Origin of the sequence: Geomonas sp. Red32, assembly GCF_023652955.1 — a bacterium.
Taxonomy (GTDB): Bacteria; Desulfobacterota; Desulfuromonadia; order Geobacterales; family Geobacteraceae; genus Geomonas.
Window position 1 is genome coordinate 64,668 of sequence record NZ_JAKLOY010000010.1, and the last position, 16,817, is coordinate 81,484.

Consider the following 16,817-nt stretch of genomic DNA (forward strand, 5'->3'; position numbering starts at 1 on the left):
AATCTCGGCGAGGGATTCGAAGTCCCCCTTTGTCAAAGGGGGGAGAGCCTAGGCTGGAATTTTGCTGTTTGAATGGAGAAGGAGCGGGCTATGTCTCAACAGAAGATCTATCTGGTCGGCGCCGGCATCGAGGGGTGGGAAGGCTTCAGCAAGCAGGCCCTCGAGGTGATCGACTCCGCCGAAGTGCTGATCGGCCACAAGCGCCTGCTGGACATCTTCCCCGAGTTCAAGGGGGAAAAGCGCGAGTTGGGCGACCTCTCCATCACCCTCGAATACCTCAAGTCGACCGACCGCCACACCGTGGTGCTCGGCTCCGGCGACCCCAACTTCTTCGGGGTGGCCCGTTTCCTCCTCCGGAACCTCCCCAAAGAGCGGATCGTCATCTACCCCAACGTCACCAGCGTCCAGTACGCCTTCGCGCGCATCAAGGAGCCGTGGGACGACGCCACCTTCGTCTCGGTGCATGGCCGCGGCATCAAGCCCGCCCTGGACCGCATCATCGCCTCCGAAAAGATCGCCATCCTGACCGATAGCGTCAACACCCCCGCCGTCCTCGCCCGCGAGCTGATCAAGCGGGGCGCCGAAGGGTATGAGGCGTGGGTCTGCGAGGACCTGGGGCTGGAGAGCGAGAAGTTCACCAAGACCGACGTGCGGGGCTTAACCGAGATCACCTGCTCTCCCCTCAATATCCTGATCCTGATCAAGACTTGGGAGCCGAACCTCCAGAACTACCCGATGATCGGCATCCGGGACGACGAATTCGCCACCGCCAAAAAGCTGATCACCAAGGAAGAGGTCCGCGCCATCACCCTGGCCAAGCTGCAGCTCCAGGACGACCTCGTCATGTGGGATATCGGCGCCGGGAGCGGCTCGGTCTCCATCGAGGCCGGGAACCTCATGCCCAACGGCCGCATCTTCGCCCTGGAGAAGAATCCCCAGTACCTCGTCTTCCTTAAGGAAAACCTCAAGAAGTTCGTCGCCCGCAACGTGATCGTCACCGAGGCCTTTGCCCCCGAAGGGCTGGACGATCTCCCGGACCCGGACCGCGTCTTCATCGGCGGCTCCGGCGGGATGCTCGAGGAGATCATCGAGGCGGTCGACAAGCGGTTGAAGCCGGAAGGATTCATCGTCCTCAACGCGGTCACCCTCGATACCTTGACCAAGTCGGTGGAGTTTCTCGAAGACCACGGCTACACTGTTGAGGTTACCTGCGTCAACATCTCCAAGACCCGCAGCCTTACCGAGTACAAGATGTTCGCCGCCCACAACCCGGTCTACGTGATCACCGCCTGGAAAGGGGAGGAGTAGTGGCGGTAATTTACGCGGTTGGCGTTGGACCGGGCGACCCGGAGCTGTTGACGAGGAAAGCGGAACGGATCTTGAGGAGCGTGGACGTCATCTGTGCCCCCACCGGTGCTGCCGAGGGGGGAAGCTACGCGCTCTCCATCGTGGAAGAGTTCATCGACCGCAGCCGCCAGGAGGTGCTGGTCCAGCTCTTCCCCATGCTGAAGGACCAGAAAGGGCTGGACCCGTTCTGGGAAGAGGCCGCCGACCAGGTGGCGCAGCGGGTTGCGCAGGGTAAGGACGTCGCCTTCATCACCATCGGAGACCCGTTCCTTTATTCGACCTACCTGTACATCCACCGGATCCTGCTCGCCAAGTACCCCGAGATAAAGATCGAGATCGTCCCCGGCATCTCCAGCATCCTCGCGTCCTCCGCCGTTTCGGGGGTCCCCCTGGGGCTGGGGCCGGAACGGATCGCCATCCTCCCCGCCACCTACGAAAAGGATGAGCTGACCCGTACGCTGGAACAGTTCGATATCGTCGTGCTGATGAAGGTGAACCGGGTTTTCGACCGGATCTACGACGTGCTGAAGGAGATGGGGCTGGAGAAGGGAAGCGTCTTCGTCCGCCGGGTGGGCTCCGCCGAGGAGGAGGTCCATTTCGACCTGGCTTCGCTGGTTGGCAAGAAGCTCGATTACCTCTCCATGCTCATCGTGCGCAAGCAACCGATCTAGCCACCGAAGCGGGGGCGCCCCCCTCTACCATCTTGAGCGCGCCGCTCGAATTTCACACTCACCCCCTTTGTTCTCCTCTTCCTCCCCTTCAATAAAGGGGCGGGGTGAGGATGGGGTCAACTTTCAAAGGTGCCACCATGACCGACCAACCGAACAAAGTCTATTTTGTAGGAGCCGGCCCCGGCGACGCCGAGCTCATCACCGTGAAGGGCGCCCGCCTGCTGCGCGAGTGCAACGTGGTGGTGTACGCGGGGAGCCTCGTGGACTGGGAGCTGGTGAGGCATTACGCCCCCGCCGCCCGGGCCTACGACTCGGCGGGGATGGACCTGGTCCAAACCACCGAGATCCTCGTCCAGGCCATCGCCGACGGCGAAAAGGTGGTCCGTCTCCACACCGGTGACCCTTCCATTTACGGCGCCATCCAGGAGCAGATGGAGGAGCTCGACAAGGCCGGGGTTCCCTACGAAGTCGTCCCTGGAGTGACCAGCGCTTTCGCCGCCGCGGCCACCTTGAAGCAGGAGCTGACCCTTCCCGAGGTTTCCCAGACCGTCATCATCACCCGTATCGCCGGGCGGACCCCCGTGCCCGATCGGGAAAAACTGAGCGAGGTGGCCCGGATCGGCGCCACCATGGTCATCTACCTGTCGGTCTCCATGGTGGAGACCGTGGTAAAGGAGCTTCTCGCCGGTGCCTACACCCTGGCCACCCCGGTGGCGGTGGTGGCGCGCGCTTCCTGGCCGGACGAGCTGGTGATTTCCGGCACCCTTTCCGATATCGCCGACAAGGTCAAGGAGGCCGGGATCAAGAAGCAGGCGCTGATCCTGGTGGGCGACGTGCTGGCCGCCCGCAGGGAGGGGATGACGGCCAAGTCCCAGCTCTACGATCCCAATTTCACCCACGGCTCCCGGAAGGGAATCGTCACCTGAGACCTCCCCCCCTCCTTCCCCTGAAGGGCGAGACGTTACCCTCGCCCCCCTTGGCGGAGAGGGTGGCCAACATATGCCTATAGCCATCATTGCCATAACCGCCAACGGTGTCCTTCTTGGAGAAACCCTCCGGCAAGCCTTCCCCGGCAGCGACCTCTTCGCCATAGAAAAGCACGCAGCCGGCGCCGCCAAACCCTTTACCGGCGGCGTCGCCCCCTTGGTCGAGCGGATCTGGCGTGAGTACGACGGGCTCATCTTCATCATGGCCACCGGCATCGTCGTCCGTTCCATCGCTCCTCATCTCGAAGGGAAGGATCGCGACCCCGCGGTGGTGGTGATGGACGATGCCGGTACCTTCGCCATCTCCCTTCTCTCCGGCCACCTCGGCGGGGCCAACGCCCTCGCCGTCCGTTGCGGCGAACTCTGCGGCAGCACTCCGGTCATCACCACCGCCACCGACGCCAACGGGCTTCCTTCCTTCGATATGCTGGCCAAGGAAAAGGGGTGGCAGATCGAGGACCTCTCCCGGGTGAAGAGCCTGAACGCCCTCCTGTTGGAAGGTAAAGAGATCGCCGTGGCCGATCACGGCGGCGAGGTGAAGAGGTATTTCGCCGGCCGCGGCAAGCTCTCCTTCCATCCCGGCCAGGCGGAGGCCCTGGCCAGCGGGGCGAGCGGTTTCCTGCTGGTCACCAACAAGACCCTCCCGCCATCCCATCGGGACGCTCCGCTCCTGGTGCTCCGTCCCCGTAACCTCTGCCTGGGGATCGGTTGCAACCGCGGCACCTCCTGTGAGGAGATCGAGTCGGTAGTGGCGAGACATCTCGAGCGGCAAGGGCTTTCAATGAAAAGTGTTGCCTGCCTCGCCACGGCGGAGGCGAAGCGGGATGAGGCTGGGCTGCTCTCCTTTGCGGAAAAGAGCTCACTGCCGCTTTGCTTCTATGGAAGCGACCGGCTCAACTCCGTGGTCGTCCCTTCTCCCCCTTCGGAGCATGCCATGAGCGCCATCGGTGCTACCGGCGTAGCGGAGCCCGCCGCTCTCCTCGCCTCCGGCGGCGGGGCGCTGCTGATGAAAAAGGTGAAGGACGGCAACGTCACCCTGTCCATCGCTGAAATGCCTAACTGCCCCTGAAGTACGGCCCCCCCTAGGGGGTAAGGGGGTGGGGGAAGTTTTAAGGGGGGAGGGGAGAGTTGCCCTTCCAGCCTGCTTGTGGAGCAGAAGATCTAACGTAACGAGGTTTTGATGTCCAAGCTTTTTGTAGTCGGTATCGGCCCGGGTGGGCTGAACCATATGACCTTCGAGGCTCGGGAGGCGATCGAACGCTCCGACGTCATCGTCGGTTACCAGACCTATCTCGATTTCATCGATACCCTCCTCCCCGGCAAGGAGGTCGTCTCCTCCGGCATGATGCGTGAGGTGGAGCGCTGCTCGCAGGCGCTTTCCATCGCTGCCACCGGCAAGACGGTCTCCCTCATCTCCAGCGGCGATGCCGGTATCTACGGCATGGCCGGGCTCGCTCTCGAGCTCGCGGACGCGGCCGAGGCCGACCCCGCCTCTCCCCTTCGCGGGGTGGAGATCGTGGTGGTCCCGGGTGTTTCGGCAGTGCAGGCAGCGGCATCCGTGCTGGGCGCCCCCCTCATGCACGACTTCGCGGTGATCTCCCTCTCCGACCTGATGACCCCGATCGAAAAGATCCGCGCCCGCCTTCGCGCGGCGGCCGAGGCCGATTTCGTGGTGGCCCTCTATAACCCCCGCTCCAAGGGGCGGGTCACCCAGATCGAGGAAGCGGCCGAGATCCTGATCGCCGCGCGCGGCCCGCAGGTTCCGGTCGGCATCGTGAGAAATGCCTGCCGCGACGGCGAAGCCTGTACCGTCACCACCTTGGGCGAGATGCTCACCCATCCCATCGATATGTTCTCCATCGTCATCATCGGCAACGCGTCGACCCGCATCTCCCACGATGGCCGGATCCTTACCCCGCGCGGTTACGCGAGCCGCGGCCGCATCCCCGGCAAGGGGCCTGCGGGGGCGCCCGAGCAGGCAAGTGAGAGCGCGTGCGAGAGCGGGTGCAACTGTGCTTGCGAGGGCGGAGACGCCCGCGTCCAGAAAGAAGACGCTCCCCGTTCCCTCATGTTCTGCGGCACCGGATCGGACGTCGGTAAATCGGTGATCACCGCGGGCTTTTGCCGCATCCTCAAGCGGCGCGGCATTTCCGTGGCACCGTTCAAGTCCCAGAACATGGCGCTCAACTCGGCGGTCACTCCCGAGGGGGGCGAGATCGGGCGCGCCCAGGCGGTGCAGGCCGAGGCGTGCGGAATCGATCCCCACACCGACATGAACCCCGTCCTCCTGAAGCCGAACTCGGAGACCGGAAGCCAGGTCATCGTCCAGGGGCGGGTGGTCCGCAATATGGGGGTGAAGGAGTACAACGCCTACAAGCCGGAAGCCCTGGTCAAGGTCCGGGAAAGCTACGGGAGGCTGCACGATGCCTACTCGTTCGTGGTGATCGAAGGGGCGGGGAGCATCGCCGAGATCAACCTGCGCGCCCACGACATCGCCAACCTCAAGATCGCCGGCATGGCAGGGGCTCCCGTCATCCTGATCGCCGATATCGATCGCGGCGGCGTCTTCGCCCAGATCGTGGGGACCATCGAGCTGTTGACCCCGGAAGAGAAGGCCATGGTGAAAGGGGTCGTCATCAACAAGTTCCGTGGCGATGCTTCGCTGCTCAAGTCGGGTATCGAGCTGGTGGAGGCGCGGACCGGGATCCCGGTGCTGGGTGTCGTTCCCTGGTACCGCGGACCGGCTATTCCCGAAGAGGACAGCGTGGCCCTCCAGCGAAAGCCCGCCTCGCACTTACCGGCTTCCGGCGGCGAAAAGGTGCGGGTCGGCGTGGTGCGCCTGCCGCGGATCTCCAACTACACCGACTTCAGCGCGCTCGAGCGCGAAGAGGACGTTTCCGTCACCTACCTCGAATCGCCCACGGCGGTCGCGGGGCTCGACCTCCTCGTGCTGCCGGGAACGAAATCGACCCTTGCCGACCTGAAGTTCCTGCGGGAGAGCGGCCTTGCCGACGCCATCCGATCCTTCGCCGGTCCGGTGGCCGGTATCTGCGGCGGTTACCAGATGCTGGGAAGCGTGGTCCTCGATCCCCTGAAAGTGGAGTCGGAGCTGACGGAAATGCCGGGTTTGGGACTGCTCGACGTTAAGACCACCATGCTGGGAGAGAAACAGACTCACCTGGCTGAGGCCGAGCTTTTAGCCGAAGGGGTGATGGCCGACGGCTCTTCCCCTTTCCTGACCGGTTACGAAATCCACATGGGAGAGACCGAGCTGGGCGCCGGTTCCCGCCCCTTCGCCCGTATCGTGAAACGCTCGGGGAAGGCCGCAGACGTTGCCGACGGCGCCGTTTCCTGCGACGGAAGGGTTTTCGGCACCTACCTGCATGGCATCTTCGACAATGACGCCTTCCGGAGCTCCCTCCTGAACCGCGTCCGCCGCGCCAAGGGAATGCCTGAGCGTTCGGCCGCTGCCGTCGCGGCCGATCCCTTCGACGCCCTCGCGGCCCATCTCGAGTTGCACCTGGACATGGACAAGATCTTCTCCATCTGCGGCCTGGCGCCCTCTCACCCTGCATGACCGGCGGGCGTCCCGACAAGGTTGCGAACAGGTGGTCCAACGTCCCCCCCTTTGCGAAGGGGGGACAGGGGGGATTTCCCCGGCCCGTTCCTGCCGTCGCGGCTACTGACGCCGCTTCCGCTGGGTGCCGCTGATGGAGCATCTTCCCCCCGAGATTGCCCTGGTCCTCGCCGCGGTTGCCCTCGACCTCCTGCTGGGGGACCCGCGCTGCCTCCCGCACCCGGTGGTCGGGATCGGGCGCCTGATCTCGTTTCTGGAGGCCCGGCTCAGGAAGAGCTTCGGCAACCTCAGGGTGGCGGGAATCCTTCTCCTTGTGGTCACCGTCGCGACCACCTACCTCCTGGCGGCGCTGATTCTGAAGGCGGCGTACCTCGTCTCGCCGGTTTCCGGCTTCGTGGCCGCCCTCTATCTCTCATGGGTCACCCTGGCCGCCCGTTCGCTGCACGTGGAATCGGCCAAAGTCGCCAAGGCCCTTTGTGCTAACGACCTCCCCGGTGCACGGGTGGCGCTCTCCTACATCGTCGGGCGGGAGACTGCGGAGCTCGACGAGCCCGAGGTCGTGCGGGGGGCCGTGGAGACGGTAGCGGAAAATACCGGCGACGGCGTCATCGCTCCGCTCTTCTACCTGATGCTGGGCGGACCGGCGCTGGCCCTGGCCTATAAGGCGGTCAACACGCTCGACTCGATGGTGGGGTACAAGAACGACCGGTACCTCGAGCTCGGCTGGGCGTCGGCCCGCTTCGACGACCTGGCCAATTATCTCCCGGCCCGGCTCACTGCGCTGCTCATGGTGGCCGCGGCGCCGCTTTGCGGGTTGAGCGGAAAAGGCGCCTGGCGCATCATGCGCCGGGACCGCAGGAACCATTCGTCGCCCAACAGCGGCTTCCCGGAATCGGCCGCCGCCGGGGCCTTGCAGGTCCGGCTGGGAGGTGCCAACCGCTACTTCGGTAGGATCGTGGAGAAGCCGTCCATCGGAGATGCGATTGTTCCGCTTTCCATCGCCACCTATGCCGGCGTCGTCAGGCTGATGTACTGCAGTGAACTTTTACTCGTCGGCTTGTGGCTGTTGATCCGCGTGCCGTCCATCCTCACCCCAGCGCAGTAGGTTCTTATGTCCGCTCCTCACGAACATGGAGGCAACATCTTCGCCATCGCCCGGTCCCTCGGACTTCCCCCGGAGGCGATACTGGACTTTTCCGCCAGTATCAATCCGCTCGGGATGGCTCCCGGCGTGGCGAGCGCCCTGGCTGCCTCTTTGCCGAACCTGCTGCACTATCCGGACAAGGGGGCGGTAGAGCTGAAAGAGCGGATTGCCTCCTATCACGGGCTTGCCCCCGAAGAGGTGGCGGTGGGTAACGGCTCGACGGAGCTGATCCACCTTCTCCCGCGGCTGGTGGCAGGGGCGGGGAAACGTGCGCTGATCGTCGCCCCGGCCTTTGCCGAGTATGCGGCGGCCTTGGAGCGCGCCGGTTGGGAGATCGAATACTTCCATCTCACGAAGGAGGACGGTTTCGCCCTTGACGCCGCCAGGCTCAAGGAAAGGCTTGCCCTCGGCTACGACCTCCTCTTTCTTTGCAACCCCGCCAATCCCACCGGAATTCTCACCCCGGCCGAAACGATCTGGGATGTCATCCGGCTCTGCCGGGCCAGCGGCACCTTCCTGGCTCTTGACGAAGCTTTCATGGACTTTTGCGAGGAGGCGTCTGCCAAGGAACTGGTCCGCGGCGTCCCCAACGTGCTTCTTCTCCGCTCCATGACCAAGTTCTTCGCCATCCCGGGGCTGCGGCTTGGCTATGCCCTCGGTGCCGCCGAGACTATCGCGTCGCTTGCTGCCCTCCAGGATCCCTGGAGCGTCAACACCGCCGCCCAGGTGGCGGGGGTGGCCTCGCTGGCGGATGAGGATTACCGCACCCGGACCAGGAAGCTGGTTGCCGGGGAACGCGCCTTTTTGGCCGGGGAACTCGCGCGGTATCCGCAACTGCGGGTCTACCCTGGCGCCGCCAACTATCTGCTGGCAGAGATTCTCTCGGGTGGCACCGCTAAGGATCTCCGCGGGTACCTCATGCCGCGCGGTATCCTGATCCGGGATTGTGCGAATTTCGAGGGGCTGGACGGGCGGTTCTTCCGGGTCGCGGTCAGGCTGAGGGAGGAGAACTTGAAGCTGCTGGAGGGGATCGGGACGTTTCTCTCCAAAAGGTACTAAAAAAGGGAAAGCCGGGTGAGCGTGATGCTCCCCGGCTTTCCCTTTTTATTATTGATATTTGTTGTGGCCTAGTCGGCCATGTCGCGCATCTGCTTGCGGCAGTTCCTGATCCGGTTGATCTCTTCCTTGCAGACGTAGCGGACGATGGCGTCGCGGTCGCGCTCGTTGATGTGCATGAAGGAGAGTCCGGAGCTTACCACCGATACGTCGTCCCGTTCCACCACCTCGCTGTGGACTACCTGGGCCACCACCGGGACCACTTTCGGCTCGGTCAGCGGAAGATGGAAGGTGGCGTAGACGATGTCTCCCATGGCCATGGCCATCTCGGTCTCCGTCCGTAACCCGCCGCCGCTGATGTTCACGATGCGCGGAACGCCACCCTTGCCGGCCACCCGCAAACCGCCGAACCCGTTCTCCTCGGCGGTCCCGGCGGTCACGTTGAAGAGCACCACCGGAATCTCGGTTCCCAGCCGGAAAAACTCCCGGCTGTCCTCGGGGACCACCGGGCCGGCGAAGCCCGCCCTCAGCTCTTCGCTCGCGTCATCGAGCAGGACGACCTTGCAGCTGTAGCCGTATCCCATCCCTCCGACCCGCACCACCAGCGGGGCCTCGCGGTGGAGTTGCGCGCCGATGGGTACCTTGTCCCAGCTAAGGCGAAGGCCGATGTGACCTTCTTCCACAGCGGTGACGACGGCACCGTCGTTGAATACCTTGCCGCCTTCTACGTTCACTTCGACGACAGCACGCTGCCCCGGGTGAAAGTAGTCCCTATAGTTGCAGGGTTCCTTTTCCATGTCCCGCCGCCCATCAATGAATTAAATGACAGTAAATAAGTCTGCTTGAGTACCGTCAGAATGCAAGCGCGAAGCCAACCGCCGCTGCATTCATTAGTGCCATAAAATTGCTAGTGATATACACCTCCTGCAGCCTTATTTCAACGAGATATTTTCTGAGGCATCCTGGTCCGTTCAACCTCTCAGTTATTTCACGGAAATTTCCTCGCCGCCACCGTCATCTGGCGGACATATATTCCTTGACTTTGCGTCCCCCGTGGCTATTCTAAAACGAAATCATTTCCATTTAGGAGCGCCCGATGGACCAGCGCCACGTCCAGGCTCTCAAGCAGGCCGGCATGAAGGCCACCCCCAAGCGGCTCGCCATTCTCGACATGCTCGACGGCGAGAGCTCCTTCGCAAGCCCGGAAGAGCTTTGGAAGCGGCTTCGCGACCGCTTCGAGCGGCTCGGCCTCCCCACCGTTTACCGTAACCTCGAGGAGCTGGCGGCCAGCGGGGTGATCACCAAGGTGATCCACCCGAACCGGCAGCTGTATTACTTTTTCTGCGGCAACCGCGAACACCACCATCACTTCGTCTGCCTCAACTGCCGCAAGGTGGAGGATATCCCCTCCTGCGGGATCGAGGCACTGGAGCGCGAGGTGAGCGGGAAGACGGGAGGGAAGGTTCTCTCGCACATCCTGCAGTTGAACGGGCTGTGCGGCGGGTGCCTGGAAAAGGGAGAGAACAAATGACATCGTCACCGGCGCCCTCGGGGCGCGACCAGGCCGTCCTTTCGGTCGAGCACCTAACGGCGGGCTACCACGGGACCGAGGTGCTGAAGGATATCTCCTTCAGCGTCCGGGCCGGCGACTACATCGGCATCTGCGGCCCCAACGGGTCGGGGAAGAGCACCATGATCAAGGTCATCCTGGGGCTTCTTCCCCCGCTCAAGGGAGATATCTCCATTCTGGGGACCCCGCAGGGGGCCTTCAAGGAGTGGGAGCGGATCGGCTACCTGCCGCAGGGGCTCCAGTTTTTCAACCCGCATTTCCCGGCCAAGGTGGAGGAGGTCATCAGGCTCGGCCGTCTCTCCGCCAAGAAGTTTCCCAAGCGCTTCAACCGCGAGGACACCCTCGCCGTCGAGCGGACCATGGAGTGGATGGGGATCTCCGGAATCCGCGGCGCCATGATCGGCGAGCTGTCGGGCGGATTGCGGCAGCGGGTCCTCCTGGCGCGGGCGCTCGTGAACGAGCCGGAGCTGCTGGTCATGGACGAACCGACCACCGCGCTCGACCCGGAAACCAGGGAGAGCTTCTACAAGCTGATCTTCGAGATGAACCAGGAGAAGAAATCGACCGTGCTGCTGGTCACCCACGACACCGCGACCATCGGCAAGTACGCCTCCCATCTTCTCTACCTGGACAAGAAGATCATCTTCTACGGGAGTTTCGACGAGTTCTGCACTTCCCCGGAGATGACCGGGTTCTTCGGGGAGCACGGGCAGCACCTGGTCTGCCACCGGCACTAGGTTCCGCCCTCTGGGATGTTCGGCTTATGAGGAAACAATGGCTATAACGGAAATGCTCAGTTACGGATTCATGCAGAGGGCCCTGATCGGCGGATCGTTGATCGCCATTCTCTGCTCGGTGCTCGGGATATTCCTGGTGCTCCGGAGGCTGTCGCTCATTGGCGACGGGCTCGCCCACGTCACCTTCGGATCGGTGGCGCTGGCGCTTTTTTTCCGTCTCTACTCGTTTTATATGACCCTCGCCATCATCCCGGTGGTGCTCGTCTCCGCCCTCGGCATCCTGAAGCTGGCGCAGCGTGCGCGCATCTACGGCGACGCGGCCATCGGCATCGTCTCCGCCCTGGGGATCGCCCTCGGGGTCATGCTGGCGAGCCTGTCGGGCGGTTTCAACGTCGACCTCTTCAGCTACCTCTTCGGCAACATCCTTTCCATCAGCCGCGACGAGCTGATCATCGCGGCGGTCCTTTTCGCCGTGGTCATCGCCGGCGTGCTCGTCTTCTACAACGACCTCTTCGCAAGCACCTTCGACGAGGAGCTCGCCAAGTCCTCCGGGATCGACACCGGGCGGATTAACGCCATCCTGGTGCTGCTGACCGCCCTCACCGTGGTGCTCGCCATGAAGGTGGTGGGGATCATGCTGATCTCGGCGCTGCTGATCCTTCCCGCCGCCACCGCCCTGCAGCTCTCCAAGGGGTTCAAGACCGCCATCGTCTGCGCGGCCTGCATCGGTGTATGCACCGTGGTCGTCGGCATCGGGGTCTCCTTCAGCGCCAACCTCCCCACCGGGGCCACCATCGTGCTCATCAACTTCCTCACCTTCCTCACCGCCTTTGCGGCCCGCTCGTTGATCAGACACCGGTGAAACTGGCGATGACGGGGTAGCGGCCCCGGATCGTTTCCCGGCGAGGTGCCCCGGCAGAAGTTCTTGCGTACCGGGGCTTTTTTCTGTCAACTTTCCGGCCGGACTGCCGAATAGGTGTAGAAGTGGGCTAGGCCCGCTCAGGTTTTTGCCAACGAGGCTTATTTCCATGAGTGAACCAAACGCGACCAACGACGGCCGGCTCGGCAGGTACTCCGGCTACGACCGGATAACCGGCCTGATCTGTTGGTTGCTTATCGCGTTGGCGTCGTGGTACGCCACCCTCCACCAGCTGGGGCAGCCCAACATCTCGGTGCTCGGCGTCGCCTGCCTCGCCCTTTGCTGCTACCGTGCCGTGGCCGCCAACTTCCTCCCCCGCGGCCAGTTCAAGGGCGCCTTCGACCTTCTCCTTCTCCACCTCTTCGTGGTGACCATCTGCTGGGTGACCGGCAAGTCCGCGAGTCCCTTTTTGCCCGTCCTCTACCTGGTGCTGATGATCACCTCCCTCACCATGGGGACCCGCATCACCTATCTCATGGCCGGCCTCTCCATCGCCTCCTTCACCATCCTGGCCCTGGTCCAGGGGCCCATGGCCGGGGTGGGGCTCATGGAGCGGATCGTCGAGCTTTTCCCCTTCGTGATGACCGCCCACCTCGGGGCGCTTATCTCGGGGCAGGCGGAGGCGGCGCGCCTGGAGGTGGAAAAGCTCTCCCTGACCGACGACCTGACCGATCTCCACAACATGCGGAGCTTCGAGACCCTGGCCGGGCAGCAGGAGAAGATCTCCAAGCGCTACGAACGCCCCTACGCCATCTGCATGATCGATTCCGACAACCTGAAGCAGGTCAACGACCGCTACGGGCATCTGGCCGGCACCGCGCTGATCAGGTGGACCGCCCACATCATTACCGAGAACATCCGCGAGTGCGACATTGCCGCCCGTTTCGGGGGAGATGAGTTCATCGTGATGTACGAGGGGCACGACAAGGAGAAGATCCTTCCCGCGGTGGAGAGGATCGTGAAGGCGATGGCCACCTCCCCCTTCACCTTCGAGGGGCATCTGGTGGAGACCACCCTCTCGGCGGGGGTCGCCTCCTTCCCGGATGACGGGTACGACCTGCGGACGGTGATCATGCGGGCCGACCTGGCGATGTACAGCAGCAAAAGGCTCGGGAAGAATCGGGTGACGCTGTTCGAGGGGGATGGGGCGGCCAAGCGCGGCTACCCGGGACTACAGATAGGGGGAGAGCAGTTTGGCGGCGCCGTCGCGCAGTTTCGCCGCAAGGGAGCGGCTATCCATCTCGACGAGGGTGATCTCGCGGGAAGCGGCCAAGGCGGAGGCGCTGCGGGCTTCGAGCACCCGGGCAAAGGCTAGGTCGTAGACCTCGAGGTCGAATTCGAAGTTGAGCCGGAGGCTGCGGGGGTCGAGGTTGGCACTCCCGATCAGGCACCAGCTCCCGTCCACCACCAGGTACTTGGTGTGGACGAAGGGCCCCGGCTGGTAGAAGATCCGCACCCCCTGCTGCAGGAGCTCCCAGAGGTAGGAGCGGCTGGCCCAGTGGACGAAGGGGAGGTTATTGACCTCCGGCAGCAATAGCACGATCTCCACCCCCCGCAGCGCCGCGGTGATCAGCGCCGAGACCAGCGCGCGGTCGGGGATGAAGTAGGGGGTGACGATGGTCACCCGGCGCCTCGCGCAGGAGAGCGCACCCAGCACCATCCAGTGCAGTTTCCTGAAGTCCTTGTCCGGCCCGTCACTCACCGCCCTCACCAGGGCGCTCCCCGCCTCGGGAAGCTTCGGAAAGTACTTCCTCCCCGGTAACGACTCCCCTTTCACGAAACGCCAGTCATCCAGGAAGGTCCGCTGCAGGTCGGCCACCGCGGGGCCTATCACCCGGAAATGGAGATCCTTGACCACGGGCGGCCGGCCGGTCACCATGTGGCGCCCGCCGATGTTCATGCCGCCGGTGAAGCCGGTCTGGCCGTCCACCACCAGGATCTTCCGGTGATTGCGCAGGTTGAGGTATCCTCCCGGGCGCAGGGGGAGGAAGCGCTCAAACTGGACCCCCGATCCCTTCAGAAGGACCCGCGCGGTCGGGCGGGAATACTTCTCCCCGAGGCTGTCCACGATCACCCGCACCTCGACTCCCCGGGCGGCCGCCCGGGCCAGGGCATCGGTGAAGCGCCTGCCGGTTTGGTCGCCGTCGAAGATATAGGTGCTGAGGTGGATGGAGGAGCTGGCGGCCTCGATGGCATCGAGCATGACGGGGTAGGCCTCTTCCCCGTTTGCCAGCGGGGTGATGCTGTTGCCGGTTCTCAGGGCCCTGCTGACCACCCGGTCCGACAGGCTGCGGAGCTCGTTCAGGTAGCCGATCTCCACCGGCAGAGGGGAGGAAAGCTCGATGCGGTGACGGGGGGGATGGGTGGGGGCTTCCGGTTTGCCCTGCCAGCGCCGGGCCCGGCTGTAGATCCGGTTGACGCCGAGCCCCCAGTAGGCGAGCGGGCCGAGGAGCGGGAAGGCGAGGCAGGTGACGATCCACCCCAGCGCGGAGCGCGGGTCGCGCTTGTTGATGAGCGCGTGCCCGGCCGACAGCAGGGCCAGCACCGCCAGGCAGAGCTTCATCGTGTAGGAGAGAACCAGTTCCACCCTGCCTCCGGCTCCTCGTGCCGCCGGGTCTGTCCGTTCAGCGCGAGGGGAGCTGTGTCATACGAAGGGCAACCACCAACCTTTCGGGTTTTTGCTGCAAAAAAGGGGCGGCATGATGCCGCCCCAGGGATGACTTACTTACTGCGTGCTGCGGCGATGCTTACTACAACAGCGCAAACGGCTCGGCCCGTTTGGTCCACTCGCTGTGGGGGAAGTCGTTTTTGAGCTGCTGGTAGGTCTCTTTCAGGGTGGCGGCGGTCTGGCTGGTCTTGAAGCGGGACACGCCGCGGAGGTAGATGGCCTCGGGGGCGGCCGCGCTGGTGGGGTACCCGTTCATCAAGGTGTTGAACTGGAGTACCGCCTCGTTGTGCTGGCCTTTGTCGAGGGCCGTTTTGCCGATACCCAAGAGCAGCCAGGCCACCATCTCGTCGGGTGGGAGGAAGCCGACCGTCCTTTGGTGCTCCCTGCCGTAGAAGTCGAGCACCACCAGGGTCGGGGTCCATACTACGTTGAAGTCTGCCGACAGGGTGCTGGTCCCGGCCGCGGCGTGAATGGGGACCATCCTATCGGTTATGAAGTTTGCTACCGACTGGTTGGGGAACGACGCCTCTTCCATCTGCTGGCATCCGATGCATTCAGGACTGAAGAAGTCGAGCAGGATGCATTTCTGTTCGGCTTTTCCCCGTGCCAGAGCTTTCGACATCTCGCTTTCCCAAGGGATCATTGGCTGCCTCCATCGAACATCCTTTTCGGTAAATAAAGGTTAGCCGCGCTTTTATCTATGTCAAGTGCCCTAACGGCTTGCAGTTTTAGGCAGAATGCATATAATCAACGGTCATCTGAGACTTGCCCCAAACAAAGGATCACCCTCTTGTCCAATAAAAATCCACGCCGCGCAGCCTTTGACATACTTGTGAGAATCGAACGCGAGCGCTCGTTCGCGGACATACTTTTGGACCACGAACTCACTCATGGGATGATCACGGGAGCCGACCGCGGTCTCCTTACCGAGCTTGTCTACGGTGTCTTGAGACGGCAGGCGACCCTGGATCATATTATCGGCCAGTTCTCCAAACAGCGTCCCCACAAGCTCGAGCTTGTGGTGCGGCTGCTTTTGAGACTCGGCCTGTACCAGTGCTTCTATCTCGACCGCGTCCCGGTGTCGGCGGCGGTGAACGAGACAGTCAACCTGGCCAAGCAGATCGTTCCCCGCGCCTCGGGATTCATCAACGCCGTGCTGAGAAACGCCGACCGCGGCCGCGATGCCATCGTCTATCCCGACCGCGAGGCCGATCCCGCCGAGTACCTGGCCATCCGCTATTCCCATCCGGCCTGGCTCACCTCCCAGTGGCTCAGGCAGCTTGGCGAGGAGGCCGAACCGCTGGCGGCCGCCATGGCCGAGCCCCCCCCGATCACCGTGCGGGCCAACCGGCTCAGGACTTCGCGGGACGGGCTCATCAAGAGACTCGAGGGGGAAGGGGTCACTGCGGCCGCCACCTCCTGGTCCCCCGACGGTGTCCGGCTCTCCCACGCCGGGGCGGTCACCCGGCTTGCCTCCTTCCAGGAGGGGCTCTTCACGGTGCAGGACGAGTCCTCCCAGCTGGCTCCCATCTTCCTCGATCCCAAGGAGGGGGAGCGGATCCTCGACGCCTGCGCGGCCCCGGGCGGGAAGACCACCCAGATCGCCCAGCTGACCGGCGACAAGGGAGAGATCCTCGCCTGCGACGTGAGCCAGAAGAAGCTCAGGCTGATCCGGGAGACCTGCGACCGGCTGGGGATCTCCTCGGTGCGCACCTTCTCCATGGACGCCACCGCTCCCTCGGCGGCGCTCGGCGATCTCCGCTTCCGGAAGATCCTGGTGGACGCCCCCTGCTCCGGGCTCGGTGTCATCAGGCGCAACCCGGAGGGGAAGTGGTGGAAGTCCCCGGCCGATCTGCCGCAGCTCGCCGCCACCCAGCTGGCCATCCTGGAAAACCTCTCCGGCTACCTGGAGGCCGGCGGCACCCTGGTCTACGCCACCTGCTCCACCACGGTCCAGGAGAACGAGGAGGTCCTCGACCGCTTCCTGGAACGGCATCCCGAGTTCGTCGTGGAGGACCTGCGGCCCCTGTTCCCCTCCCTGTCGCCCCTTTTCACCGAGCGCGGTTTCTTCAGGAGCTGGCCGCATCGTGACGGTATGGACGGCTTCTTCGCGGGCCGCCTCAAGAAAATCCAGTAGGAGAT

General features: G+C 63.8%; 14 protein-coding genes and 1 pseudogene. 12 read left to right on the plus strand and 3 right to left on the minus strand.

Annotation, left to right across the window (positions count from 1 at the left end; all coding sequences use genetic code 11):
- The first annotated feature begins 90 nt into the window (after positions 1-90).
- The 7 genes from cbiE to cobD all read left to right on the plus strand — a co-directional run bounded on the left by cbiE (position 91) and on the right by cobD (position 8,784).
- On the plus strand, positions 91-1,308 hold the full coding sequence (gene cbiE, locus L4X63_RS20615; RefSeq protein ID WP_250680550.1) for a precorrin-6y C5,15-methyltransferase (decarboxylating) subunit CbiE: 1,218 nt from the start codon (positions 91-93) through the stop codon (positions 1,306-1,308).
- The gene (cobI, locus tag L4X63_RS20620; protein WP_250680551.1) at positions 1,308-2,018 is read left to right on the plus strand and encodes a precorrin-2 C(20)-methyltransferase; all 711 of its coding nucleotides are present in this window, start codon (positions 1,308-1,310) and stop codon (positions 2,016-2,018) included. Before cbiE ends, cobI begins: the two co-directional genes overlap by 1 nt.
- A 137-nt stretch (positions 2,019-2,155) precedes the next feature.
- Entirely contained in the window at positions 2,156-2,944 is a 789-nt protein-coding gene (gene cobM, locus L4X63_RS20625) for a precorrin-4 C(11)-methyltransferase (RefSeq protein WP_250680552.1), read from the plus strand.
- Positions 2,945-3,017: 73 nt separating this feature from the next.
- Entirely contained in the window at positions 3,018-4,073 is a 1,056-nt protein-coding gene (locus L4X63_RS20630; RefSeq protein ID WP_250680553.1) for a cobalt-precorrin 5A hydrolase, read from the plus strand.
- A 111-nt stretch (positions 4,074-4,184) separates the two neighbouring features.
- Positions 4,185-6,581 carry a cobyric acid synthase gene (locus L4X63_RS20635; RefSeq protein ID WP_250680554.1) on the plus strand — a complete coding sequence of 799 codons (2,397 nt, stop codon included), beginning with the start codon at positions 4,185-4,187 and terminating at the stop codon, positions 6,579-6,581.
- A 133-nt stretch (positions 6,582-6,714) separates the two neighbouring features.
- Entirely contained in the window at positions 6,715-7,686 is a 972-nt protein-coding gene (cbiB, locus tag L4X63_RS20640; RefSeq protein WP_250680555.1) for an adenosylcobinamide-phosphate synthase CbiB, read from the plus strand.
- Between the two features lie 6 nt (positions 7,687-7,692).
- Positions 7,693-8,784 (plus strand): threonine-phosphate decarboxylase CobD, encoded by a 1,092-nt coding sequence (gene cobD / locus L4X63_RS20645; RefSeq protein WP_250680556.1) that lies wholly within the window; start codon positions 7,693-7,695, stop codon positions 8,782-8,784.
- 68 nt (positions 8,785-8,852) lie between these two features.
- Here cobD and L4X63_RS20650 read toward each other — a convergent pair whose 3' ends face one another.
- The gene (locus L4X63_RS20650) at positions 8,853-9,578 is read right to left on the minus strand and encodes a PilZ-like domain-containing protein (protein WP_284694749.1); all 726 of its coding nucleotides are present in this window, start codon (positions 9,576-9,578) and stop codon (positions 8,853-8,855) included.
- A 299-nt stretch (positions 9,579-9,877) separates the two neighbouring features.
- Here L4X63_RS20650 and L4X63_RS20655 point away from each other — a divergent pair, with 299 nt between their 5' ends.
- From L4X63_RS20655 to L4X63_RS20670, 4 genes and pseudogenes are all read left to right on the plus strand, one after another.
- A complete protein-coding gene (locus tag L4X63_RS20655) occupies positions 9,878-10,312 on the plus strand; it encodes a Fur family transcriptional regulator (RefSeq protein WP_250680558.1) in 435 nt (144 codons plus the stop codon).
- Complete coding sequence (locus L4X63_RS20660) at positions 10,309-11,088, plus strand: metal ABC transporter ATP-binding protein (RefSeq protein WP_250680559.1); 780 nt, start codon at positions 10,309-10,311, stop codon at positions 11,086-11,088. The genes L4X63_RS20655 and L4X63_RS20660 overlap by 4 nt, the downstream gene beginning before the upstream one ends.
- 37 nt (positions 11,089-11,125) lie before the next feature.
- Positions 11,126-11,950, plus strand: a complete 825-nt coding sequence (locus L4X63_RS20665; protein WP_250680560.1) for a metal ABC transporter permease — start codon at positions 11,126-11,128, stop codon at positions 11,948-11,950.
- Between the two features lie 637 nt (positions 11,951-12,587).
- A pseudogene (locus tag L4X63_RS20670) lies at positions 12,588-13,127 on the plus strand (GGDEF domain-containing protein); the annotation flags it as partial.
- 51 nt (positions 13,128-13,178) lie between these two features.
- Here L4X63_RS20670 and cls read toward each other — a convergent pair.
- Positions 13,179-14,570 (minus strand): cardiolipin synthase, encoded by a 1,392-nt coding sequence (cls, locus tag L4X63_RS20675; protein WP_250680662.1) that lies wholly within the window; start codon positions 14,568-14,570, stop codon positions 13,179-13,181.
- A 187-nt stretch (positions 14,571-14,757) separates the two neighbouring features.
- A complete protein-coding gene (locus tag L4X63_RS20680; RefSeq protein WP_250680561.1) occupies positions 14,758-15,318 on the minus strand; it encodes a thioredoxin fold domain-containing protein in 561 nt (186 codons plus the stop codon).
- Between the two features lie 147 nt (positions 15,319-15,465).
- Between L4X63_RS20680 and rsmB the strand changes: the two genes are divergently transcribed.
- On the plus strand, positions 15,466-16,812 hold the full coding sequence (rsmB, locus tag L4X63_RS20685) for a 16S rRNA (cytosine(967)-C(5))-methyltransferase RsmB (RefSeq protein ID WP_250680562.1): 1,347 nt from the start codon (positions 15,466-15,468) through the stop codon (positions 16,810-16,812).
- The last annotated feature ends 5 nt before the right edge of the window (positions 16,813-16,817 follow it).